The 21223-nt window shown below is 62.9% G+C and carries 20 protein-coding genes; 7 read left to right on the plus strand and 13 right to left on the minus strand.

The window, feature by feature from the left end; all coding sequences use genetic code 11:
• Positions 1-42: 42 nt before the first annotated feature.
• From lnt to OSW16_RS03305, 4 genes are read right to left on the minus strand one after another with little or no spacing between them, the layout of a single operon-like run.
• Positions 43-1560: an apolipoprotein N-acyltransferase gene (gene lnt / locus OSW16_RS03290; protein WP_267820733.1), complete on the minus strand. Its 1518-nt coding sequence runs from the start codon at positions 1558-1560 to the stop codon at positions 43-45.
• 8 nt (positions 1561-1568) lie between these two features.
• Positions 1569-2408, minus strand: coding sequence for an HlyC/CorC family transporter (locus OSW16_RS03295; protein ID WP_241803934.1), 840 nt, complete (start codon positions 2406-2408; stop codon positions 1569-1571).
• 25 nt (positions 2409-2433) lie between these two features.
• Positions 2434-2907 carry an rRNA maturation RNase YbeY gene (ybeY, locus tag OSW16_RS03300; protein WP_267820735.1) on the minus strand — a complete coding sequence of 158 codons (474 nt, stop codon included), beginning with the start codon at positions 2905-2907 and terminating at the stop codon, positions 2434-2436.
• Positions 2900-3898, minus strand: a complete 999-nt coding sequence (locus tag OSW16_RS03305; protein ID WP_241803932.1) for a PhoH family protein — start codon at positions 3896-3898, stop codon at positions 2900-2902. Before OSW16_RS03305 ends, ybeY begins: the two co-directional genes overlap by 8 nt.
• A 163-nt stretch (positions 3899-4061) precedes the next feature.
• Between OSW16_RS03305 and OSW16_RS03310 the strand changes: the two genes are divergently transcribed.
• On the plus strand, positions 4062-4388 hold the full coding sequence (locus OSW16_RS03310; RefSeq protein ID WP_241803931.1) for a DUF1820 family protein: 327 nt from the start codon (positions 4062-4064) through the stop codon (positions 4386-4388).
• A 6-nt stretch (positions 4389-4394) separates the two neighbouring features.
• On the opposite strand, the gene OSW16_RS03315 is transcribed toward OSW16_RS03310, so the two are convergent.
• The 4 genes from OSW16_RS03315 to OSW16_RS03330 form a co-directional block, all read right to left on the minus strand.
• Positions 4395-4940 carry a tetratricopeptide repeat protein gene (locus OSW16_RS03315; RefSeq protein WP_241803930.1) on the minus strand — a complete coding sequence of 182 codons (546 nt, stop codon included), beginning with the start codon at positions 4938-4940 and terminating at the stop codon, positions 4395-4397.
• 185 nt (positions 4941-5125) lie between these two features.
• Positions 5126-6409, minus strand: a complete 1284-nt coding sequence (gene hemL, locus OSW16_RS03320; RefSeq protein ID WP_012312573.1) for a glutamate-1-semialdehyde 2,1-aminomutase — start codon at positions 6407-6409, stop codon at positions 5126-5128.
• Positions 6410-6426: 17 nt separating this feature from the next.
• Complete coding sequence (thiE, locus tag OSW16_RS03325; protein WP_267820739.1) at positions 6427-7050, minus strand: thiamine phosphate synthase; 624 nt, start codon at positions 7048-7050, stop codon at positions 6427-6429.
• A 14-nt stretch (positions 7051-7064) separates the two neighbouring features.
• A complete protein-coding gene (locus OSW16_RS03330; RefSeq protein ID WP_241804121.1) occupies positions 7065-7862 on the minus strand; it encodes a hydroxymethylpyrimidine/phosphomethylpyrimidine kinase in 798 nt (265 codons plus the stop codon).
• A gap of 265 nt (positions 7863-8127) precedes the next feature.
• On the opposite strand from OSW16_RS03330, the gene OSW16_RS03335 reads away from it, so the two are divergent.
• The 4 genes from OSW16_RS03335 (at position 8128) to OSW16_RS03350 (ending at position 14124) form a co-directional block, all read left to right on the plus strand.
• Entirely contained in the window at positions 8128-10119 is a 1992-nt protein-coding gene (locus OSW16_RS03335; RefSeq protein WP_267820741.1) for a sensor histidine kinase, read from the plus strand.
• A 184-nt stretch (positions 10120-10303) separates the two neighbouring features.
• Positions 10304-11956 (plus strand): acyl-CoA dehydrogenase family protein, encoded by a 1653-nt coding sequence (locus tag OSW16_RS03340; RefSeq protein WP_267820743.1) that lies wholly within the window; start codon positions 10304-10306, stop codon positions 11954-11956.
• 68 nt (positions 11957-12024) lie between these two features.
• Complete coding sequence (amn, locus tag OSW16_RS03345; protein ID WP_267820745.1) at positions 12025-13488, plus strand: AMP nucleosidase; 1464 nt, start codon at positions 12025-12027, stop codon at positions 13486-13488.
• A gap of 6 nt (positions 13489-13494) precedes the next feature.
• The gene (locus OSW16_RS03350) at positions 13495-14124 is read left to right on the plus strand and encodes a pseudouridine synthase (protein WP_267820747.1); all 630 of its coding nucleotides are present in this window, start codon (positions 13495-13497) and stop codon (positions 14122-14124) included.
• Between the two features lie 100 nt (positions 14125-14224).
• Here the strand turns inward: OSW16_RS03350 and OSW16_RS03355 are convergent, their stop codons facing one another.
• Both OSW16_RS03355 and OSW16_RS03360 read right to left on the minus strand, forming a co-directional pair.
• Positions 14225-14428: a DUF2788 domain-containing protein gene (locus OSW16_RS03355; RefSeq protein WP_241803924.1), complete on the minus strand. Its 204-nt coding sequence runs from the start codon at positions 14426-14428 to the stop codon at positions 14225-14227.
• Between the two features lie 30 nt (positions 14429-14458).
• On the minus strand, positions 14459-14935 hold the full coding sequence (locus OSW16_RS03360; RefSeq protein WP_003249795.1) for an Lrp/AsnC family transcriptional regulator: 477 nt from the start codon (positions 14933-14935) through the stop codon (positions 14459-14461).
• Between the two features lie 394 nt (positions 14936-15329).
• On the opposite strand from OSW16_RS03360, the gene OSW16_RS03365 reads away from it, so the two are divergent.
• Positions 15330-16169: a DUF6515 family protein gene (locus OSW16_RS03365; RefSeq protein ID WP_267820749.1), complete on the plus strand. Its 840-nt coding sequence runs from the start codon at positions 15330-15332 to the stop codon at positions 16167-16169.
• Between the two features lie 3 nt (positions 16170-16172).
• On the opposite strand, the gene OSW16_RS03370 is transcribed toward OSW16_RS03365, so the two are convergent.
• Positions 16173-17042 (minus strand): cation diffusion facilitator family transporter, encoded by an 870-nt coding sequence (locus OSW16_RS03370; protein WP_241803921.1) that lies wholly within the window; start codon positions 17040-17042, stop codon positions 16173-16175.
• A 25-nt stretch (positions 17043-17067) separates the two neighbouring features.
• Positions 17068-17487, minus strand: a complete 420-nt coding sequence (locus OSW16_RS03375; RefSeq protein WP_241803920.1) for a polyribonucleotide nucleotidyltransferase — start codon at positions 17485-17487, stop codon at positions 17068-17070.
• A 116-nt stretch (positions 17488-17603) separates the two neighbouring features.
• Here OSW16_RS03375 and hrpB point away from each other — a divergent pair, with 116 nt between their 5' ends.
• Complete coding sequence (gene hrpB / locus OSW16_RS03380) at positions 17604-20129, plus strand: ATP-dependent helicase HrpB (RefSeq protein WP_267820753.1); 2526 nt, start codon at positions 17604-17606, stop codon at positions 20127-20129.
• A gap of 175 nt (positions 20130-20304) precedes the next feature.
• Here the strand turns inward: hrpB and OSW16_RS03385 are convergent, their stop codons facing one another.
• The gene (locus OSW16_RS03385) at positions 20305-21222 is read right to left on the minus strand and encodes a hypothetical protein (protein WP_267820755.1); all 918 of its coding nucleotides are present in this window, start codon (positions 21220-21222) and stop codon (positions 20305-20307) included.
• Position 21223: the final 1 nt, after the last annotated feature.

Below are 21223 nucleotides of genomic sequence, written 5' to 3' on the forward strand. Positions count from 1 at the left end.
GGCGCTCCCGGCCATTTCCGGGAGCGGCCTTGTACCAGCTGATCAGACGGTTTTGGCTATGCGCCCGGCCAGCAGTGCCCAACCCAGCAGCAAGGCGCAGACAATCGCCAGCGGCCACGAACGCCACTGCAGATACGGCGTCAGTTGCTGCATCGGCACCACGTCGCCATACAGCACCGCGCGTTGGAACTGCGGAACCTGCGCCGTGATTCTGCCAAACGGGTCGATCAGGGCGGTGACGCCGTTGTTGGTGGCGCGGATCATCCAGCGGCCTGCTTCCAGCGCGCGCATCTGCGCCATCTGCAGGTGCTGCAGCGGGCCGATCGAGGTGCCGAACCAGGTGTCGTTACTGATGGTCAGCAACAGGTCACTGCGCGCGGCCAAGCCCGCAGCGAATTCGGGGTAGACCACCTCGTAGCAGATGTACGGGGCAATCTGGTAACCCTTGGCCTGGAGCAGTGGCTGGTCTTCTGGGCCGCGCGCGAAGTCCGACATGGGCAGGTTGAAGAACTCGATCAGCCCGCGCAGCATGTCCTGCAGTGGCACGTACTCGCCGAAAGGCACCAGCTTCTGCTTGAGGTAGGTGCCGTCGCCTTCGCCCGTCACGGTCACGCCGTTGTAGTAGCGGCGCTGCTGATGCACCACCTCGCGCACAGGCACGCCGGTGATGAGCGCCGAATGCCGGTCGGCTGCAAAACGCCCCATCACATCGATGTAGCCTTGGGCCTGGTCCTTGAGGATCGGCACCGCTGTCTCAGGCCAAACCAGCAGATCCACCGGCTTGGAACTGAAGCTCATGTCGCGGTACAGCGCCAGCTGGGCGTCGATGTGGGCCGGGTCCCATTTCAGCTCTTGTTCGACGTTGCCCTGCAAGGCCGCGACCTTGAGTGGGTCACCCGCAGGCTTGGTCCACGCGTGGCCTTTGAGGGCCATGCCGACGACCCAAGGCGCCAGCAGCAACACGACGCCGACAGCGAGGAACGAAGGGCGCGCCCGCAGACGTGGCAGGTTGCACAGCAGCGCCGCGCTCAGGGCCAGGGCGAACGAGATCAGCCACACGCCGCCCAGCGGCGCCAGGCCGGCCAACGGCCCGTTCAGTTGGCTGTAACCGGCATACAGCCAAGGGAAGCCGGTCAGGAACCAGCCCCGGAAGGCCTCTTGCAGCAGCCATAGGGCGGCAAAGCACAGCGCATCGGCCAAGGGGGCTTCATTGCGGCGCAGCCAGCGGGCCCACAGCCAGGTTGGCAGGGCAAAGAACCAGGCGAGGGCGGCGAAGAACGCCAGCAGCAGCACGATCGCCAGCAGCGGCGAGGCGCCGCCGTAGGTGTTCATGCTGACGTAGATCCACCAGGTGCCGGCGCCGTACAGGCCGAACCCGAACCACCAGCCGCGCCACATGGCTTGGCGCGGGGTCAGCTCGCGCAGGCCGAGGTAGAGCACCGCGATGGACAGCAGCGCCAGCGGCCAGATGTCGAATGGCGCCAGGGCCAAAAGGGTAGAGGCGCCGGCCGCCAAGGCCAGCAGGTTACCGGGCCAGCCGGGGCGGGTGATCCAACGCATGTTTGTCCTTAGCGGGTGATCGGGGTCAGGCGCAGCAAGTGTATCCGCCGGCTGTCGGCATTGAGAATACGGAACTTGTAGGTACCGATCTCGGTGGTCTCGTTGCGCTTGGGCAGGTGGCCGAAAGCGCTCATCACCAGGCCGCCAACCGTGTCGAACTCATCATCGGAGAACTCGCTGTCGAAGAACTCGTTGAAGTTCTCGATCGGGGTCAGCGCCTTGACCAGGAAGTCGCCGCTGGGCAGGGGCTTGATGTAGCTGTCTTCTTCGACGTCATGCTCGTCTTCGATGTCGCCGACGATCTGTTCGAGCACGTCCTCGATGGTGACCAGCCCCGCCACGCCGCCGTATTCGTCGATGACGACGGCCATGTGGTTGTGGTTGGCGCGGAACTCGCGCAGCAGCACGTTCAGGCGCTTGGACTCGGGCACGAACGTGGCCGGGCGCAGCAGGTCCTTGATGTTGAAGCTGTCGCCGTTCTCCTTGAGGATCAGCGGCAGCAGGTCCTTGGCCAGCAGGATCCCGAGCACATCGTCATGGCTTTCGCCGATCACCGGGTAACGCGAGTGCGCGGCGTCGATGACGGCGGGCAGGAATTCGCGAGGCGACTGGGTAGCCTTGATGCTGATCATCTGCGAACGCGGCACCATGATGTCGCGTACCTGCAGGTCGGCGACCTGGATGGCGCCTTCGACGATGGTCAGCGCTTCGCTGTCGAGCAGCTTGTTCTGATGGGCTTCGCGCAGCAGCTCAAGGAGCTCCTGGCGGTTTTTCGGCTCATGGGCAAAAGCCTGGGTCAGTTTACCCAGCCAGGACTTCTGCCCGTTGCTCGATCGATCTTCGCTCATGGCGGTTCTCGTGATCCTTGCAGTATCAGTGTGTGATTGATTCGTTTTCATCATCGGCATACGGGTCGGGGTGACCCAGTTCTGCCAGCAATTCCCGTTCCAGCGCTTCCATTTCCTCGGCCTCATCGTCTTCGATGTGGTCGTAGCCCAGCAGATGCAGGCAGCCGTGGATGACCAGGTGCGCCCAATGCGCTTGCAGCGACTTGCCCTGTTCGGCAGCCTCACGCTCGACCACTGGCACGCAGATCACCAGGTCGCCCAAAAGCGGGATATCGAGCAGTTCATCGGGCACATCGGCCGGGAACGACAGCACGTTGGTCGCGTAGTCTTTGTGCCGGTAGGTATGGTTGAGCTCGCGGCCTTCGGCTTCGTCGACCAGACGGATGGTCATTTCCGAGTCGGCGCTGCGCTGGCGCAAGGCCAGTTCGCACCAGTCGCGCAAAGCGGCATCGTCAGGCGTGGCGGCATCCGTGGCGCGTTGCAGGTCAAGTTCAAGCATCTTTGCCGGGCGCCTCGGGCTTGGCCTGGCGGGCATCGAAGCGGTCATAGGCCTCGACAATGCGCTGCACCAGTGGGTGACGAACCACATCTTTGGGTTGGAAGTGGGTAAAGCTGATACCCGGAACGTCCTTGAGTACCTCGATCACATGCGCCAGGCCCGACTTGGTGCCACGTGGCAGGTCGACCTGAGTGATGTCGCCGGTGATCACCGCAGTGGAGCCGAAGCCGATACGGGTCAGGAACATTTTCATCTGTTCGAGCGTGGTGTTCTGGCTCTCGTCGAGGATGATGAAACTGTTGTTCAGGGTACGGCCGCGCATGTAGGCCAGCGGGGCGATCTCGATCACCTGGCGCTCGATCAGCTTGGCCACGTGCTCGAAGCCGAGCATTTCGTACAGGGCGTCGTACAGCGGGCGCAGGTACGGGTCGATCTTCTGGGCCAGGTCGCCAGGCAGGAAGCCGAGCTTTTCGCCGGCCTCGACCGCCGGGCGCACCAGCAGGATGCGGCGCACCTGCTCGCGCTCCAGCGCATCGACGGCGCAGGCCACGGCCAGGTAGGTCTTGCCGGTACCGGCCGGGCCTACGCCGAAGTTGATGTCGTTGCCCAGGATTTCCTTGACGTAACGCTGCTGGTTGACGCCGCGCGGGCGAATGTTGCCCTTGCGCGTGCGCAGGGAAACGCTGACCTCGTTGACTGCCGGGTTTTCGATGTTCTCGACGGTCGATTCCTGCAGGTACAGGTGCACGGTTTCCGGCGACAGCTCGGTGGCCTTGGCCTCGCGATAGAGGCGGCGCAGCAGTTGCTCGGCAGCAGAGGTGGTCTTGGGTTCGCCGATCAGCTCGAATTGATTGCCGCGGTTACGGATCTCGATGGCCAGGCGTTGTTCGATCAGGCGCAAGTGCTCGTCGAACTGGCCGCACAAGTTGGCGAAACGGTGGGCCTCGAAGGGTTCGAGGATGAAGCGATGAGGTTGTATGGGTGCGTTCAAGGTCGTTTTTGGCCGCTCGACGGCAATGATGGTGAACCCAAGAATAACCCTTGAAGGGCAGGGGCGAAAGCACTGAAACGTTCAACGGTATCGGCAGCACAGATCAACGGGCCTGTCTGTTATGATGCGCGCCTTTTCTTACGCATGTGTTATCCCGGCAAACATGAGCAAACGCGAACCCGCCATCTATAAAGTGATCTTCCTCAATCAGGGGCAGGTCTTCGAGATGTATGCCAAACAGATCTATCAGAGCGACCTGTGGGGCTTCCTGGAAATCGAGGAATTCGTTTTTGGTGAGCGCACCCAGATCGTCGTCGATCCGAGTGAAGAAAAGCTCAAGAACCAGTTCGAAGGTGTGATCCGCAGCTTCGTGCCGATGCACTCGATCGTGCGCATCGACGAGGTGGAGCGCCTGGGCACGGCCAAGATCAGCGAAGCCAAAGGAACTGGCAACGTGATGCCGTTCCCTGTGCCGATGCCAGAGAAGTAAAGCGGATCAGGGGAGCGGCGAGAACGGCGTGCGCCCTTCGGCGCTTTGCAGTTCCAGCAGGTATTTGCGGAAGATCTGGCCGAGTACCTGGGTGGCATGCTCCAGTTCATCGCGGGGCATCTGCTCGGTGACTTCGTCGGCCATGTCCAGCGCATCTTCTGCACCGTTGACCGCCGCCATTTTCAGCAGGATGTAGGCCTGTACGTTGTTGGCCTCGACCCCTTCCCCATGAAAGAACATGCCGCCAAGGCGGTACTGGGCCTGTGCATGGCCTTGCAGCGAGGCTTTTTCGAACCAGTCCAGGGCCAGTTTCAGGTCTTTGGGGGTTTGCGTGTAATAGTACTCACCCAGTTCGTACTGCGCCTGGGCGTCCCCGGTCGCCGCCATCTGCTCGCAAGCCTTGAGGGCGTTTTGCTGGTCCTCTGGCTGGACATTGAGCGTGCAGCGCCCCGTTGCAGGAATCAGCAACGAGTTACCGCCCTCCGCCAGTGCCAGCAGGGGCTGAAGAAGCAACAGGCAGCCCAGGGCAAGGGCGCGGCCGGTGCGGTTCATGGGGATCGACATACCTCTGCAAAGCTACGGCCAATGTCTCTGGTGGCACATTATGGGATAAGCAGCGCCAACCTTACAAAGTTTTACTCGAATTTATGTGCCGGTGGGGAAAGTTGCGGGTGTGGCCGGGCATTTATTGCCAGAGCGCTTCGCCCGATTGCCCGGCGAAGCGCTCTGGCTGCGCTTTACTTCAGTGCGGCAAATGCCCGCTCAGCCGCGTCCAGGGTGATCTGCAGCTCCTTGTCACCGTGTGCGATGGAGGTGAAGCCGGCCTCGAAGGCGCTAGGTGCCAGGTAGACGCCACCGTCGAGCATCAGGTGGAAGAAGCGCTTGAAGCGCTCGGCATCGCTGGCCATCACGTCATCGAAGGTGACGATATCGTCGGCGCCGCTGAAGTACAGGCCGAACATGGCACCTGCCTGGGTCGTCACGAACGGCACGCCAGCGGCATCTGCACGCTGCTGCAGGCCGTCGAGCATGCGGCTGGTGAAGTCGCTCAGCTCGTCGTGGAAGCCTGGGCGGCTGATCAGTTTCAGCGTGGTCAGGCCTGCGGCCATGGCCAGCGGGTTACCCGACAGGGTACCGGCCTGATACACCGGGCCCAGCGGGGCGATGCAGCCCATGATCTCGCGCTTGCCGCCGAAGCAGCCGACCGGCATGCCACCGCCGACGATCTTGCCGAAGGTCGACAGGTCCGGGGTGATGCCGTAGTAGCCTTGGGCGCCGCCCAGCGAGACCCGGAAGCCCGTCATCACTTCGTCGAAGATCAACACCACGCCGTGCTTGTCGCACTGCTCGCGCAGGCCTTCGAGGAAGCCAGGCGCTGGCGGTACGCAATTCATGTTGCCGGCCACGGGCTCGACGATGATGCAGGCTACGGTCTGGCCGACCTCAGCCAGGGTCTTCTCGACAGCAGCGATGTCGTTGAACGGCAGGGTCAGGGTGTGCTTGGCGAAGTCCGCTGGCACGCCTGCCGAGCTTGGCACGCCCTGGGTCAGCAAGCCGGAGCCGGCCTTGACCAGCAGGCTGTCGGAGTGGCCGTGGTAGCAGCCTTCGAACTTGATGATGGCGTCGCGACCGGTGTAACCACGGGCCAGGCGGATCGCGCTCATGGTGGCTTCGGTGCCGGAGCTGACCATGCGCACCATTTCCATGGAGGGCACCAGCGAGCAGACAAGGTCTGCCATCTCGGTTTCCATGGCGGTCGGCGCGCCGTAGGACAAGCCGTGCTGCAGCTGGTTGCGCACCGCGTCGAGCACCTGTGGGTGGCCGTGGCCGAGGATCATCGGCCCCCACGAACCCACGTAGTCAACATAGCGCTTGTCGTCTTCGTCGACGACATAGGCGCCTTCGGCATGCTTGAAGAACAGCGGGGTGCCGCCGACGCTCTTGAAGGCGCGGACCGGCGAATTGACGCCACCTGGGATGTGCTTCTGGGCTTGGGCGAACAGGGATTCGGAACGGGACATGGGATCTTCTCTTGAAATCAGGAAGCGAACAGGGCGTTGAAGGCGCGGGCGCGGCGGGTGACTTCCTGCGCGCTGTCGGCACCGAACAGGCCATGGATCACCGCCAGCAGGTCGGCACCGTGGGCGACCAGAGGGGCGGCGTTGTCGAGGGTGATGCCGCCGATCACGGCGATCGGCAGTTTGACCTGGGCCCGGGCCTGCGCCAGCAGGCCAACATCGGCGGCGGGTGCACCGGGCTTGGTCACGGAATTGAAGAAACGGCCAAAGGCAACGTAACTGGCGCCTTCGCTGGCGGCCTGGGTGGCCAGGTCGAGGCTGGCGTGGCAGGTCGAGCCAATGATCGCCTGGCGGCCCAGCAGGGCACGGGCCGGGGTCAAGGGGCCGTCGGTCTGCCCCAGGTGCACACCGACGCCCAGGCGCGCCGCCAGTTCGGCATCGTCGTTGATGACCAACTCGGTGCCGTAGCGTTCGCAGAGCTTGAGCAATGCTTGGGCTTCACGCAGTCGGCGGCCGTCATCATCGCTTTTATCGCGGTACTGCAGCAGGCGCACGCCGCCTTCCAGTGCCGCCTCGACATGGGACAGGAACCGGCCGGCGAGCAGCTGGCTGTCGGTGATTGCATACAGACCGCGTAGCTTCATCAGAAAGCCTCGTATCAGGAGCAGAAATCCAGGGGCAGGCGGCGCGGGACGAACTGGCCCTTGCCCAGCTGCTCGGCGTCACGCAGGGTGCGCCAGGTGTAGTCGAGGGCACTGCGCACTGCGCTTTGCAGGTGTTCGCCCAAGGCCAGGCGGCCGGCCAACGTGCTGGCCAGGGTACAGCCCGAGCCGTGGTAGCTGCCAGGCAGGCGCTGGCAGGTCCAGGTATGCCGCTGGCCATCGCGGCTGTACAGGCGGTTGTGGATTTCTTCTTCGTCGCCGTGGCCACCGGTGATCAGCAGGTGTTTACAGAACGGCAGCAATTTTTCGGCGCACTCGTCTGCGCTACCGTCAGGCAGCTCGGCAAGGATGCGTGCCTCGGGCAGGTTCGGTGTGGCAATGGCGGCCAGCGGCAACAGGCGCTCGCGCACGGCATAGCCGACCTCGTCCTTGCCCAGCCGGCCACCGCCACCGGCGCGCAGCACCGGGTCGCAGACCACCGGCAGGTGTGGGTGGGCAATGAGCAGTTCGGCGACGGTATCGACCATTTCGATCGAGCCGAGCATGCCCAGCTTGACCGCGGCGACCGTGGAGTCGGCCAGTACGGCATTGGCCTGGGCCAGCACCCACTCACGGTCGAGCACGCGGAAGTCGGAAACGTTGACGGTATCCTGTACGGTCAGGGCGGTTACCGCGGGTGCGGCATGACAGCCTTGGGCGATCAGGGCTTCGATATCTGCCTGCAAGCCGGCACCCCCACTTGGGTCGTGGCCGGAGAGACAGAGGACAACGGGGCGGGAGCTGTAGGTATTCATGGTCGGCGAGCTTACCACCAAACCCATTTGTACGGATCGTCCTACAAACGGATTTTGTTGATCGATAGGTCAGCTTTCTGCTTCTTCATGGCCTGAAAACATTCATCTAGAGCCTTTTGAGCCTAAATCAAGATGGCCCGTTGCCAGCCTTCACAGCTATGCTAGAGTGCTCGGATAACTCGATAAACGGGCTTTGCCGGAATTCGTCGTCTCATAGGGATAGGGGGCCATTGCGACGTGTCCGGGCACGCCATGCTGGGGCCGTATGCGCTATTTGCTGATTTTGCTTCTGGGCTGCTTGCCCGTGATGGCCACTGCGGTCGATTTCGACGACTCCACCCGGTACCTACCGCTGGGCAGCACCATGCAGGTCTATGAAGACCGCAATGGCAGCGCCAGCATCGTTCAGGTCACCGCGCCCACCTTCGCCAACCGTTTTCGCCCACACCATGAACACGTGCTGAACGCCGGCTATTCGACTTCGGTGTTCTGGCTCAAGGTCGATTTGCGCTACCTGGCCTCGGCGAACGCCGCACCGCGCCAATGGTTGCTGGAGCTGGCGTACCCGCCGCTGGATCACCTCGAGCTCTATCTGCCGGATGCCGATGGTACCTACCGCCTGGCACAGCGTACCGGCGATGCCTTGCCCTACGCCAGCCGTCAGATTCTCCAGAACAACTACCTGTTCGAACTGCCGCTGCAGCCCAACCAGGCGACCACCGTGTACCTGCGCCTGCACAGCCAGGGCTCGGTACAGGCGCCATTGGCGTTGTGGTCTGCCGAGGCCTACATGGAAGAGCAGCCCACTCGCCTGTATGTGCTGGGGATGATCTACGGGGTGTTGCTGGTGATGCTGGTGTACAACCTGTTCATCTTCCTCAGCGTGCGGGACGTCAGCTACCTCTATTACATCCTCTATATTGCCTCGTTCGGCCTCTACCAGGTGTCGGTCAACGGCGCAGGGGTGGCGTACTTCTGGCCGGACAGCCCCTGGTGGGCGAATGCCGCCACGCCGCTGTTCATCGGTGCGGCCGGCTTGTTCGGTTGCCAGTTCGCCCGCCACTTCCTGCGCCTAGGCACGATCAGCCGAGGGTTCGACCGCCTGCTGCAGTTATTGATGCTTGGCGCAGTGCTGGTGATGCTGCTGGCGGTGAGCATGCCTTATGGCATCGCCTTGCGTATGGCCACGGTACTGGCCCTGCTGTTCACCGTCAGCATTTTCGCCGCGGGGCTTTATGCCTGGGTACGCGGCCTGCGGGTGGCGCGCTGGTTCATCATTGCCTGGACGGCGTTCCTGCTGGGCGGGCTGGTCAATACCCTGATGGTGCTGGGTTACCTGCCCAATGTGTTCCTGACCATGTATGCCAGCCAGCTCGGTGCGGCGCTGGAAGTGGCGTTGCTGTCCCTGGCGCTGGCCGATCGTATCAACAGCATGCGCGAGCAGCAGGCACAGACCCTGCGTGATACCGGGCGCACGCTGGAACAACTGAACCAGCAGTTGGCCAGGAGCAACCATCTGAAGGATGAGTTCCTCGCCACGATCACCCACGAACTGCGCACCCCGATGAACGGTGTGATCGGCTCGCTGGAGCTGATGCACACCTTGCCGCTGAGCGCCGAGATGGCCCAGTACCACCGCACGGCGGTGGGCTCTGCGCAGAACATGATGGACATGGTCGACGATATTCTCACCCTCACCGAGTTGCAGGCCGGCCGCCTGCGCGTGCAGGCGGCGCCGTTCAGCTTGCGGCGCATGCTCCAGGAGCTGCGGGCCGGCTATGCCGGAACGGCGCTGGGCAAGGGGCTGTACCTGAGCCTGGACATCCCCGCCGAGCTGCCGGACGAACTGCTGGGCGATGCGCACAAACTGGCGCGTTGCCTGGGGTGCCTGGTGGACAACGGCCTCAAGTTCACCCACCAGGGTGGGGTGATGATCCAGGTGCGCGGCCGTCGTCTTGGGCCGGGCAGCCTGGCACTGACCTTCGCCGTCAGTGACAGCGGCATCGGCTTCGATGACCTGGACCAGGCGATCCTGTATCAGCGCTTCTTCCAGGTCGATGGCTCGATGACCCGTCGATATGGCGGGTTGGGCATTGGCCTGTCGATCTGCCGGCAGATGGGCGAGGTGCTGGGCGGCCAGCTGGTGCATGAGTCTACGCGGGGCCTGGGTAGCCGGTTCGAATTGAGCCTGGAAGTGGCGATAGCGCAGGTGCAGATGCCGGCGGGGAGGGCGGTGTCGGGCAGCTCACGGCTCTGATGGCACAACGGTGTAGCCCCTGCCAGGGGTCGCACTGCGCCCTCTGCTCGGCCCGCCCACAGCTGACCGGGTGACCCCTCGGGGCAATTCAAATCACACGTTTAGTCACTATTGTCACTTTGTCTGCCCAGCAGTGAGTGCTTCACTGGACTTCTCAGCCCTACACGGCCTCCAGGAGCTCCCCATGAACCTGCACCAGTACGCTGAAACCCACGAAGTCACCAACCAGCCGCCATCGCTCGACGGTGCCAACCTGTACCGCCTGGACCTGCCCCTGCAGGAGTGGTCGCGGCGTTTCGGGGCCGGCTGGGCCGAATCGCGGATCGATGCCTATGGTGCCTTGGCCGGTGGGCCGCTGATGGCCGCGGGCTTTCTGGCCAACGCGAACAAACCGGTGTTCAGCAGCCATGACCGCTACGGTCACCGCATCGACCTGGTGGAGTTCCACCCCGCCTACCACGAGCTGATGCGTACGGCCGTCGAGCACGGCCTGCCCGCGTTACCCTGGGCCGAGCCGCGCCCCGGTGCCCATGTAGCGCGGGCATCGATGACTTACCTGCACAGCCAGGCAGAGGCCGGTACCGGTTGCCCGCTGACCATGACCTTTGCCGCTGTGCCGGCGCTCAGGCTGCAGCCTGAGCTGGCCGAGTACTGGTTGCCGAAGGTTCTCGCCCGCGAATACGACCCGCGCAACGTCGGCGATCGCCACAAGGCGGGCGTGACCATCGGCATGGCCATGACAGAAAAGCAGGGCGGTACCGATGTGCGCGCCAACACCACCCGCGCCTATCCTGTCGGCAGCCCGGGGCCGGGTCAGGCCTACGAGTTGGTTGGGCATAAATGGTTCTGCTCGGCGCCAATGTGCGACGCCTTCCTGACACTGGCGCAGACCGACAAAGGCTTGAGCTGTTTTCTGTTGCCACGCCATCGCCCGGATGACAGCCGTAACCAGTTCTACATCCAGCGCCTGAAGAACAAGCTTGGCAACAGCTCCAATGCTTCCAGCGAAGTGGAGTTCCGTGGCGCGCTGGCCTGGATGGTCGGTGAGGAGGGCCGGGGCGTGCCGACCATCATCGAGATGGTGGCCATGACCCGCTTCGACTGCATGGTCGGCTCAAGCGCCCTGATGCGCCAGGCCTTGACCCAGGCTACCCACCACTGCGCACACCGCAAGGTCGGCGGCCGGGTGCTGAGCGAGCAGCCGCTGATGCAGAACGTGCTGGCCGACCTGGCGCTGGAAAGCGAAGCGGCCCTGGCCCTGAGCCTGCGCATGGGGCAAGCGCTGGAGCAACTCGATGACCCGCAGCAGGCGCACTTCGCCCGGTTGGTCACGGCGGTGGGCAAGTACTGGATCTGCAAGCGCGCGCCGGCGATGATCAACGAAGCTGCCGAGTGCCTGGGCGGTGCCGGTTATGTCGAGGACAGCATCCTGCCGCGGCTGTACCGCGAAGCGCCGGTCAATTCCACCTGGGAGGGCTCAGGCAACGTCCAGTGCCTGGATGTGCTGCGGGCACTGTCCAAAGAGCCTGGTGTGCTCGATGCGCTGTTCGCTGAACTGGGCGATGGCCATGGCGATCCACGGCTGGCCGCGCACATCGGCAACCTCAAGGGTGCGTTCACCGATACGAGTGACATCCAGTATCGTGCCCGGCAGCTGACCGAGGACATCGCCCTGGCGCTGCAGGCCAAGCTGTTGCTGGAGGCGGGTAACAGCTCTGTCAGCGATGCCTTCATCGGCAGCCGGCTGGCCGGCGGCGGCCGCGTTTACGGGGCGTTGCCGCGGGGCGTCGATGTTCAGGCGCTGGTTGCACGGGCCACGCCTGGCTGGCCCGTCTGACAGGGGATGTTTTTACTGGCGAAGGCAGGCAAGATGGCTGACATGCATGTCCAGACAGGAAGCACAGTGTGAGCCAAGCCTTTGTAGTCGTTGATACCCCCGAACAGGCCGTCGACCGTCTGGCGGCCTTGCATGAACAGGCCACCGGGGCCCTCAGCCAGGCCCTCAAGCGTTACCTGAAAGACCGCACCGAGCCGGACGCCGACGAGCGCGCCGTCTACCGCTACCCGGCGTTGCGCCTGACCTACTACAGCCACGGCGAAGTCGCCGCCACCACCCGTGCCTATGCCAAGGTGCAGGTAGCGGGTACTTACAGCGTCACGGTCACCCAGCCTGCGGCATTTCGGGGTTATCTGCTCGAGCAGTTGCGCCCCTTGATGCAGGACTACACCGTGACCGTCGAGGTCGGTGTCAGCGAACAGAACATCCCGTACCCCTACGTGGTCGACCAGGGCGATGAGCTGGCGGGCAGCGGCATCACTGCCGCCGAGCTGGCGCGGGTATTCCCCAGCACCGACCTGTCTGCCGCCACTGACGACATCGCCGACGGGTTGTGCGACTGGGGCAGTGCCGAAACCCTGCCGCTGGCGCTGTTCGACGCTGCCCGCGTGGACTTCTCGCTGCGCCGCCTGGTGCACTACACCGGCAGCGACTGGCGCCATGTGCAGCCGTGGATCCTGCTGACCAACTACCACCGTTATGTCGACCAGTTCATCAGCCACGGCCTTGAACAGCTGCGTGACGACCCGCGCTTCGTGCGCATGGTGCTGCCGGGCAACGTGTCGATCGAAAAAGGCATGGACCACGGTGAGGCGCAGGCCTTGGTGGCCAGCGTGGTCTGGCACCGCTATCAGATGCCGGCGTATCACCTGATCGCCGCTGACGGTGACGGCGTCACCCTGGTCAACATCGGTGTCGGCCCGTCCAACGCCAAGAACATCACCGACCACCTAGCCGTGCTGCGTCCACACTGCTGGCTGATGATCGGCCACTGCGGGGGCCTGCGCCAGTCGCAGACCATCGGCGACTACGTGCTGGCGCACGCTTACATGCGCCGCGACGGTATTCTTGACCGGGTGGTGCCGCCGAACATCCCCATCCCGGCCCTGGCCGAGGTGCAGCTGGCGCTGCAGGAGGCGGCAGCCCAGGTGACCGGCGAGCGTGGCGAGGAGTTGAAGAAGCGCCTGCGCACCGGCACCGTACTCACCTACGACGATCGTAACTGGGAGCTGCGCTGGGCCCAGGAACGGCCACTGATCAACCTGTCGCGAGCGGTGGCGGTAGACATGGAGAGCGGTACCATCGCCGCCCAGGGGTATCGCTTGCGGGTGCCATACGGCACCTTGCTGTGCGTGTCCGACAAACCGCTGCACAGCGAAATCAAGCTGCCCGGTTCGGCCAATGCCTTCTATAACCGCGCGGTCAGCCAGCACTTGAAGATCGGCATTGCCGCCCTCGACCTGCTGCGCACCGAGCTCAACTCGCTGCACTCGCGTAAACTGCGCAGCTTCGATGAGCCGCCGTTCCGCTGAGGATCCATGCCACTGCCACCCCGTTCCAAGCCGCGCCAGCCCAAGGCGCGGCCCGCCGGCCCAAGGCGCCAGCCCAAGGCACCGCCGGCCGAGCCGCGCCTGGTGCTGTTCAACAAGCCGTTCGATGTGCTGACCCAGTTCAGCGACGGCGATGGCCGTGCCACGCTCAAGGATTACATCGATATCCCTGGCATTTACCCGGCCGGTCGGCTGGACCGTGACAGTGAAGGTTTGCTGCTGCTGACCAACGACGGCGGTTTGCAGGCCCGCATCGCCGACCCCAAGCACAAGCTGGCCAAGACGTACTGGGTGCAGGTGGAAGGCGAGCCCAGCGACGAGCAGCTAAAGCGGTTGCGCGAAGGCGTGGAGCTCAATGACGGGCCGACCTTGCCGGCCGAAGCTCGACGCCTGGAGGAGCCCGAACTGTGGCCGCGCAACCCGCCGGTCCGCTTTCGCAAGAGCGTGCCCACAAGTTGGCTGGAGCTGGTGATTCGCGAGGGGCGTAACCGCCAGGTGCGGCGCATGACCGCGGCGGTCGGCTTGCCGACTTTGCGCCTGGTGCGTGTGCGGATCGGTGACTGGGCGCTGGATGGGCTGGAGCAGGGGTGTTGGCGCGAGGTGCCGGCCAAGCTGTAACGTTCGCTGGCGTCATCGCCGGCAAGAGGGCCCTGCAGAACATGCGCAGGCCTTGGCATCCATGGGCGCCAGCTTGCCGGTGATCAGGCTTGGGAGGGCGCTACACCCCTTCCAGAATCCCCACGACCACGGTCTTGATGATAAAGGCCAGCACCCCCAGCCCCAGCACGAAGAACAGGATCATCGTGCCAAAGCGCCCGGCCTTGGATTTTTTTGCCAGGTCCCAAACGATGAAACCCATGAAACCGATCAACACGGTGACCAGGGTGATCATCATCCACTCTTCGAATACAGCCGGATCCATCAGTGTTCTCCAGGCAGGCTCAGCAGCCAATCAACGAAGGTGGGTCAGGGGCAGTTCGGTGCTCGCCAGCACCTGATTGAGCACGAAGCTCGAGCGCACGCTGGTGACGCCTTCGATGCGGGTCAGGCTGCCCAGGAGCAGCTTCTGGTAGTGATCCATGTCCGGTACCACCACCTTTAGCTGATAGTCGGCGTCCATGCCGGTGACAAGGCTGCATTCGAGCACCTGTGGCAAGTTGCGGATGGCCGCCTCGAAGGTCTCGAAACGCTCCGGGGTGTGCCGGTCCATGCCGATCAGCACGTAAGCCGTCAGGCTCAGGCCGAGCTTTTTGCGGTCTAGCAGGGCGACTTGCCGCGAGATATAGCCGTCGTCTTCCAGTTGCTTGACCCGACGCGAGCAGGGGGAGGGCGACAGGCCAATACGTTCGGCCAGCTCCTGGTTGGAAATGCGCGCATCGCGCTGCAATTCGGCGAGGATGCTCAGGTCGTAGCGGTCAAGCTTGCTCATGGAAAAGGCCTTTTCTGATCGGATTGCGGTGAATTATCGATCCAGGGTTAAAAATTGCGCAAGTGCTATTTATCTGAGCAATCTTCGCAATCCGCTGCCGCCCCCTGTCACGTATCTTTATCAACAGAATCACTGCCCGGACATCAGTCCACGGCGACGCGCCCTAGGCGGGCGGTCGCGGCCAGCCATCCAACAGGATCCGCCAGGCCCCCGGGCTACGTACCTCCACAAGAGCGTATGAGGTGAGCCGGCGCCACAAGTGCCGAGCACGGACGACAATTCTCAAAGGGAGGCCACAAGGCCTCCCTTTTTTCATGGCCGCGATTTCATCTGTTTGTCCGGTACAGGCGCGGTAGACTGGCAGCGTGCCGTTATCTTTACCGTGAGGAACAACATGAAGTCGCGCATCTGGCAGTTGGCAGGTGTTGGTTTGCTTGGCGTGAGCATCTGTCTGGGGGCGCAGGCCCAAGGCCCTGACGATGGGCATGGTGGCAATGGCCGGCAGGATCCCAACGGCAGTTACGAAGGCCGCTCGCCGCTCAACTCGCGCGATGAAGTGCATCAGACCCAGCCCGCCCGCCAGGGCTACTATCAGGATATTCCCCGGCGCAATGCCGATTACCGGCACTGGGAGGCCGGCGGCCCTGGGCAACGGCCGGGCGGCGACTGGCAGGGGCGGCCGGATGGCCATGGCAATGGTTGGGGGCCGGGGCCGCAGTACCGCCCTGGGCACAGAGTCGACCGTTTCCCGGACCGCTACTGGAAAGTGCCGTACCGTGGGCAGGACTATTTCTACTCAGGCGGTTACTGGTACCGGCCGCAGGGCGGCAGCTACATCGTGGTCGCCCCGCCTTACGGGGTGCGGGTCGGCTACCTGCCCTCCTATGCACGTGAAGTGTGGGTCGGGGGTGCCCTGCTTTTCCTGGTTGCCGATACGTATTACCAGTACCTGGCAGACAGCCGCGAGTACGTGGTGGTCAGCCCACCTGCCGTCGCACCGGCCCCGGTGGCGCAAGCCCCTTCAAGCACTGCATACGATGTGGTGGCCTACCCGATGCACGGGCAAGGCCAGGAGCAACAGGACCAGGACCGCTACCAGTGTCACCGGTGGGCGGTGAGCGAGTCCAACTTCGACCCCGCCACCGCACCCAGCGCACCCCCGGCCAACGTTGCAGACCACTATCGGCGGGCGCTGGGGGCCTGTTTCAGTGGCCGGGGCTACAGCATCAACTGACCTTCAAACGGGGTCGGCATGCACCATCACATCCGCCTGTGGATAACGCTGGCGGATGACCTCAGAAGCCTGTACGCACAGGGCATGTGCTTCGTGCAACGGCAACTGCCCTGGTAGTTCCAGATGCAGTTGCACGAACCACTGATTGCCCGACACCCTGGTGCGCAGGTCATGTACACCTTTGACCCCGGCAATGCCCAGCACCAGTTCGACCATGCCCTCGCCGATGTCGCCGGGCAGTTCCTTGTCCATCAGGATTGCCGTGCTTTCCCGGGCGATCTGCAGTGCACTCCACAGGATGTACAGCGCGATACCCAGGCCAAACAGCGCGTCCAGTTGCGGCCAGCCGTAACGCGCCAGCAGCAAGGCCAGCAGGATGCTGCCATTGAGCAGCAGGTCAGAGCGATAATGCAGCGAGTCAGCACGCACCGCCGTTGAGCCTGTCACGCGAATGACCTTGCGTTGCAGCGCCAGCAAAGCGAGCGTCAGTACCAACGACAGCAGCATCACGCCGATGCCGATGGCGGTATCACCCAAGGGTTGTGGCGATTGCAGACGCTCGACGGCCTGAACCCCGATCAGTACCGCACTCACACCGATGAACACGGCCTGGGCCATGCCTGCCAAGGCCTCTGCCTTGCCGTGGCCGAAGCGATGGTCATCGTCAGCCGGGCGCAGCGCATAGTGCACCGCGAGCAGGTTGAGGAACGAGGCGACCGCGTCCAGCGCCGAATCGGTCAGCCCGGCCAGCAAGCTGACCGAGCCACTTAACCACCAGGCCACGGCCTTGCTCAGCACCAGGATGCTGGCCACCGCGAGCGACGCGCGGGTGGCCAGGCGTAGCAGGCGCTCGTTTTCAGCCGAGGTGATCATGCCGTGGGGGGCTTCCTTGCAGGTATCAGGCTGCCGGCACCAGGCCGAACGCTGCCAGTTGCTCGACGCTGCCGCGATGCTGGATCAACCGTGGGTCGTCCAGCGGCAGGCGCTGGCCCAGTTCGCTTTCGAGAATGGCTTGCAGCTTGAGGTTGTCGACCTTGCCATCGGGCTTGATGGCCTCGCGCAGTTTCTCTGGCGCTACCTGTGCCGTGGTGCCCCCGGGGTAGTAGATGGCGCCGGTGGCGAAGTCGACACCGAAGGCAATCAGGCCCGGGATCACGTAGAACAGAATACCGATGGCATCGAGGGCGACGATTACCGGGTCGACCTTGCCTTCGATCTGCCCGCGGCGATCAGGGTAGAACAGCGTGCCACAGGCCGTCAGCTGGGTCAGCAAGGTGGCGATGAGGGCGCCACCGATGACGCGGGATGGGATGCGCATTTGAATCTCCGAAGAAAGTTGCCACAAGGTGGACGATACGCCGGCACCTGATGCTAAGACCATGATAGAGCAGGCTGGGTTCGCCGTTATACTCGCCAGACTGTTCGAGGACCACCATGATTTCTTTACCAATCGATGCCGCCCTGCCAGCTTTGCGCCATGCCCTGGAAAACCGTCACGAAGCGGTGCTCGAGGCCCCGCCCGGCGCCGGCAAGACCACCCGTGTGCCGCTGGCGTTGTTGAGTGAAACCTGGCTGGCCGGGCAGACCATCGTGATGCTGGAACCCCGCCGCCTGGCCGCACGCGCGGCGGCCGAACGGCTGGCCAGCGAGCTGGGCGAAAAAGTCGGCGAAACCGTGGGCTACCGCATTCGCCTGGACAGCAAGGTCGGGCCCGGTACGCGTATCGAGGTGGTCACCGAAGGCATCCTGGCGCGCCGGCTCCAAGATGACCCTGCACTGGACGGGGTGGGCTTGGTCATCTTCGATGAGTACCACCTTCGAAACCTTGACTCTGACCTTGCACTGGCTCTGTGCCTGAGTGCCCGCGAACTGCTGCGTGATGAGCCCCCGCTGAAGCTGCTCCTGATGTCCGCAACACTGGAGGGTGCTCGCCTTTCAAAGGTGTTGAATGATGCGCCTGTGGTCACCAGTGAAGGGCGGATGTATCCGGTCTCGACGGTTTGGGGTAGCCCCTATCAGCCGGGCGAGCGAATCGATGCGCGAGTCACAGACACCTGCTTGGCCGCCATCAATGAACAGTCGGGAGGAAGCGTTCTGGTTTTCCTTCCTGGGCAGGCAGAGATTCGGCGGGTGGCAGAAGACCTCAAGGAGCAGCTGAGCAGCCGTCCAGATGTGATCGTATGCCCACTGTATGGTGACCTCGATCTGAACGCCCAGCGTGCTGCTATTGACCCGGCACCCAAGAACTCCCGGAAGATCGTACTGGCCACGAACATCGCCGAGACCAGCTTGACCATCGAAGGCGTCCGGGTCGTGGTGGACAGTGGTCTTGAGCGAGTGCCGAAGTTCGATCCTCGCAGTGGCATGACCCGACTCGACACGCAGCGCATCTCGAAGGCCAGTGCTACCCAGCGTGCGGGGCGGGCAGGGCGCTTGGAGCCAGGCGTGTGCTATCGCCTGTGGTCGGAATCGCAGCACGAGCAAATGGCCGGCTACAGTACCCCAGAGATCTTGCAAGCTGATCTCGCAGCCCTGGCTCTGCAGCTGGCCCGGTGGGGAATGAAGCCGGAAGAGATGACCTGGCTCGACAAACCTCCATCAGCTCCTTTCGGCCAAGCCAGAGACCTGTTGAAGCGCCTGGGCGCGCTCGACGATGCAGGACAGCTCACACCGCACGGTTCGGCCATGAGCGAGCTTCCGGCGCATCCACGGATCGCTCACCTGCTCATCAAAGGCAATGCGATGGGCCTGGATGACCTAGCGTGCAACATCGCGGCGCTGCTGGGTGAGAAGGACATCCAGCGTGGAGCAGGTGCCGACCTTCACACCAGGCTGAGTGCCCTCTCAGGCGAGCAACATTCACGTCGAAGTGGCGGTTCCCTCCAGCGGGTAAAGCAGTCTGCTCGGCAGTACCGATCCCTGCTGCGTGGGAAGGCCTCCAGCCCTGTCAGCGAGCCCGATCACCCAAGATGGGTAGGTTGTCTCCTGGCGTTCGCATACCCTGATCGAATCGGCCTGCAGAGGCGTGCAAGTGCATCCGAATACCGTCTCTCCAACGGACGTGCTGCGGTGTTTTCAGAGCCCGATGCACTCACCAAGCACGAGTGGCTGGTGGTGGCCGACCTGGGTAGCCGGCAAGGGCAGCGCGAAGAGCGGATCTACCTGGCGAGTGATCTCGATCCGGCCTTGTTCGATGACGAGCTGGCTGACCTTGTTGGGTCTGTCGATGAGGTCGACTGGGACGAGAGGGAAGGTGTTCTGAAGGCTGAGCGGCAGTTGAAGGTTGGGCAGCTGATCTTGTCGACGAAAGCCCTGCCGAGTCTTGATGAGCAAACCCGTTCGCTGGCCCTGGTCAACCTGGTGAGGCGCAAGGGCATCGAGCTCCTGCCGTGGAACCCGGAGCTTCGGCAGTGGCAGGCGCGGGTCGATCTACTGCGTCAGCTGGACATCCAGAATGGTCAGGCAGAGAGCAAATGGCCTGATCTCAGCGATGCCAATCTTCTCGACACACTCGAAGAGTGGCTCACTCCGTACCTGGCCAAAGTCACGAGGCTCAGCCACTTCAGCCAGTTGGATCTGCCGTCGATAGTCAGAAATCTCCTGCCGTGGCCGCTTCCACAGGAGCTGGAGAGCCTGGCGCCTCAGGCGATTCAGGTGCCGTCCGGCTCGAATATCCGCATCGACTACTTGCAGCATCCGCCAATCCTCGCAGTGCGGCTGCAGGAGCTGTTTGGCCTGGCAGAGACACCACGCATAGCCCAGGGCAAGCAGCCGTTGATTCTCCATCTACTGTCGCCGGCTCGTAGGCCAGTGCAGGTTACCCAGGATCTCGCCAACTTCTGGCGCAGCACCTATGTCGAGGTGAAAAAAGATCTCAAAGGTAGATACCCCAAGCATTATTGGCCTGAAGATCCATTGGTTGCTGAAGCGACGGCCAGAGCGAAGCCTAGGAAACCTTGAGGTTTGGGTGTGCCCTGCGGGAGCGGCTGTCGTGAATCGAGCTACTGCGTTTCTCGACCCTTACGGGCTTCCATCCTCACGCTTGGCGCGCTCCGCTTGTTCTTCAGCATGGTGCTTAGACCAGGCCGCTAGCCGTTACGACCTAGCTGCCTGTTTTTCTGCGTTTTCAGGCTAGTTATTCGACTGGCCCGAGATCACGCTCAAGCAACTTCAGGAAAATTTCGATGAGGCCTGACGCATAACGTGCCTCTGTTACAAGCTCCTCTTCATCCGCGCCTTTTCCGAGCATAAACTGAGCATACGATTTAGGCCCAATCAGGTCGTGCCCCTCTGTCTTCAAGGTGCTGCAGAATCTCTCTTTCAGTGCGATCCGACATGCCTTGATGGCTTCTGCATGCAAGCCAGACTTCGCTCGCGCAACAAACTGGCCCACTACATCTTCGAGAGGACCGGCATAACGCATCACGTGAATCAGGTCGCCGGAGTCTTTCTTCTCTGCGCGACTGTGAAATGCCAAGGCTTTGAGGATGATGAATGCCGGGACGTCAGCGTAATGTACGGTCTCGATGGTCACACCTCGATCACCGAGCATTTCCGCCTCAATTTTTCTCGACTCGTACCAGTCATGCACAATTTCCATGTGCTGTACTGAGAGTGCTGAAACATCCTCACCGTCGAGTGCAGCAATTTTGCTTGGTGGGCAGTCATCGGTTGAGCCTCTGAGGAATTCAACCAAAACGACTTGCTTGGCAGAAATCTGATACTCCCACCGCCATGCTGTGTCCCAGCCATTTTTTGGATCAACCCATCGTTTGAATCCGCGAGCCAGCAGTTGCTTGGACAGAGAAGTATAGTTTCCGGATGCTAGCACTGAGAGATTAAGCGCAACGTCGACATCAGATGTACCAAAGTGGGCCGGTACATCTGGGTACTGTTCAGGCGTCAAATACCTCGGCACCAAGCCGCCTACCAGGCGGATAGTATCCTTCAGTGAACCGAAGGCGCTGAGGAGGGTGACCAGGACTTGCTCACAGGTATGTGTATGTGCAGCACTGTATCCATCAGCCGACTGTGGTTTGGCTCCTACTGCCACG

Source organism: Pseudomonas putida (genome assembly GCF_026625125.1).
Lineage (GTDB): Bacteria > Pseudomonadota > Gammaproteobacteria > Pseudomonadales > Pseudomonadaceae > Aquipseudomonas > Aquipseudomonas putida_X.

Coding starts and splice junctions, on each gene's coding strand:
- lnt (WP_267820733.1), bottom strand. CDS start 1,560: ATGCGTTGGATCACCCGCCCCGGCTGGCCCGGTAACCTGCTGGCCTTG.
- OSW16_RS03295 (WP_241803934.1), bottom strand. CDS start 2,408: ATGAGCGAAGATCGATCGAGCAACGGGCAGAAGTCCTGGCTGGGTAAA.
- ybeY (WP_267820735.1), bottom strand. CDS start 2,907: ATGCTTGAACTTGACCTGCAACGCGCCACGGATGCCGCCACGCCTGAC.
- OSW16_RS03310 (WP_241803931.1), top strand. CDS start 4,062: ATGAGCAAACGCGAACCCGCCATCTATAAAGTGATCTTCCTCAATCAG.
- OSW16_RS03315 (WP_241803930.1), bottom strand. CDS start 4,940: ATGAACCGCACCGGCCGCGCCCTTGCCCTGGGCTGCCTGTTGCTTCTT.
- hemL (WP_012312573.1), bottom strand. CDS start 6,409: ATGTCCCGTTCCGAATCCCTGTTCGCCCAAGCCCAGAAGCACATCCCA.
- thiE (WP_267820739.1), bottom strand. CDS start 7,050: ATGAAGCTACGCGGTCTGTATGCAATCACCGACAGCCAGCTGCTCGCC.
- OSW16_RS03330 (WP_241804121.1), bottom strand. CDS start 7,862: ATGAATACCTACAGCTCCCGCCCCGTTGTCCTCTGTCTCTCCGGCCAC.
- OSW16_RS03335 (WP_267820741.1), top strand. CDS start 8,128: ATGCGCTATTTGCTGATTTTGCTTCTGGGCTGCTTGCCCGTGATGGCC.
- OSW16_RS03340 (WP_267820743.1), top strand. CDS start 10,304: ATGAACCTGCACCAGTACGCTGAAACCCACGAAGTCACCAACCAGCCG.
- OSW16_RS03350 (WP_267820747.1), top strand. CDS start 13,495: ATGCCACTGCCACCCCGTTCCAAGCCGCGCCAGCCCAAGGCGCGGCCC.
- OSW16_RS03355 (WP_241803924.1), bottom strand. CDS start 14,428: ATGGATCCGGCTGTATTCGAAGAGTGGATGATGATCACCCTGGTCACC.
- OSW16_RS03360 (WP_003249795.1), bottom strand. CDS start 14,935: ATGAGCAAGCTTGACCGCTACGACCTGAGCATCCTCGCCGAATTGCAG.
- OSW16_RS03365 (WP_267820749.1), top strand. CDS start 15,330: ATGAAGTCGCGCATCTGGCAGTTGGCAGGTGTTGGTTTGCTTGGCGTG.
- OSW16_RS03370 (WP_241803921.1), bottom strand. CDS start 17,042: ATGATCACCTCGGCTGAAAACGAGCGCCTGCTACGCCTGGCCACCCGC.
- OSW16_RS03375 (WP_241803920.1), bottom strand. CDS start 17,487: ATGCGCATCCCATCCCGCGTCATCGGTGGCGCCCTCATCGCCACCTTG.
- hrpB (WP_267820753.1), top strand. CDS start 17,604: ATGATTTCTTTACCAATCGATGCCGCCCTGCCAGCTTTGCGCCATGCC.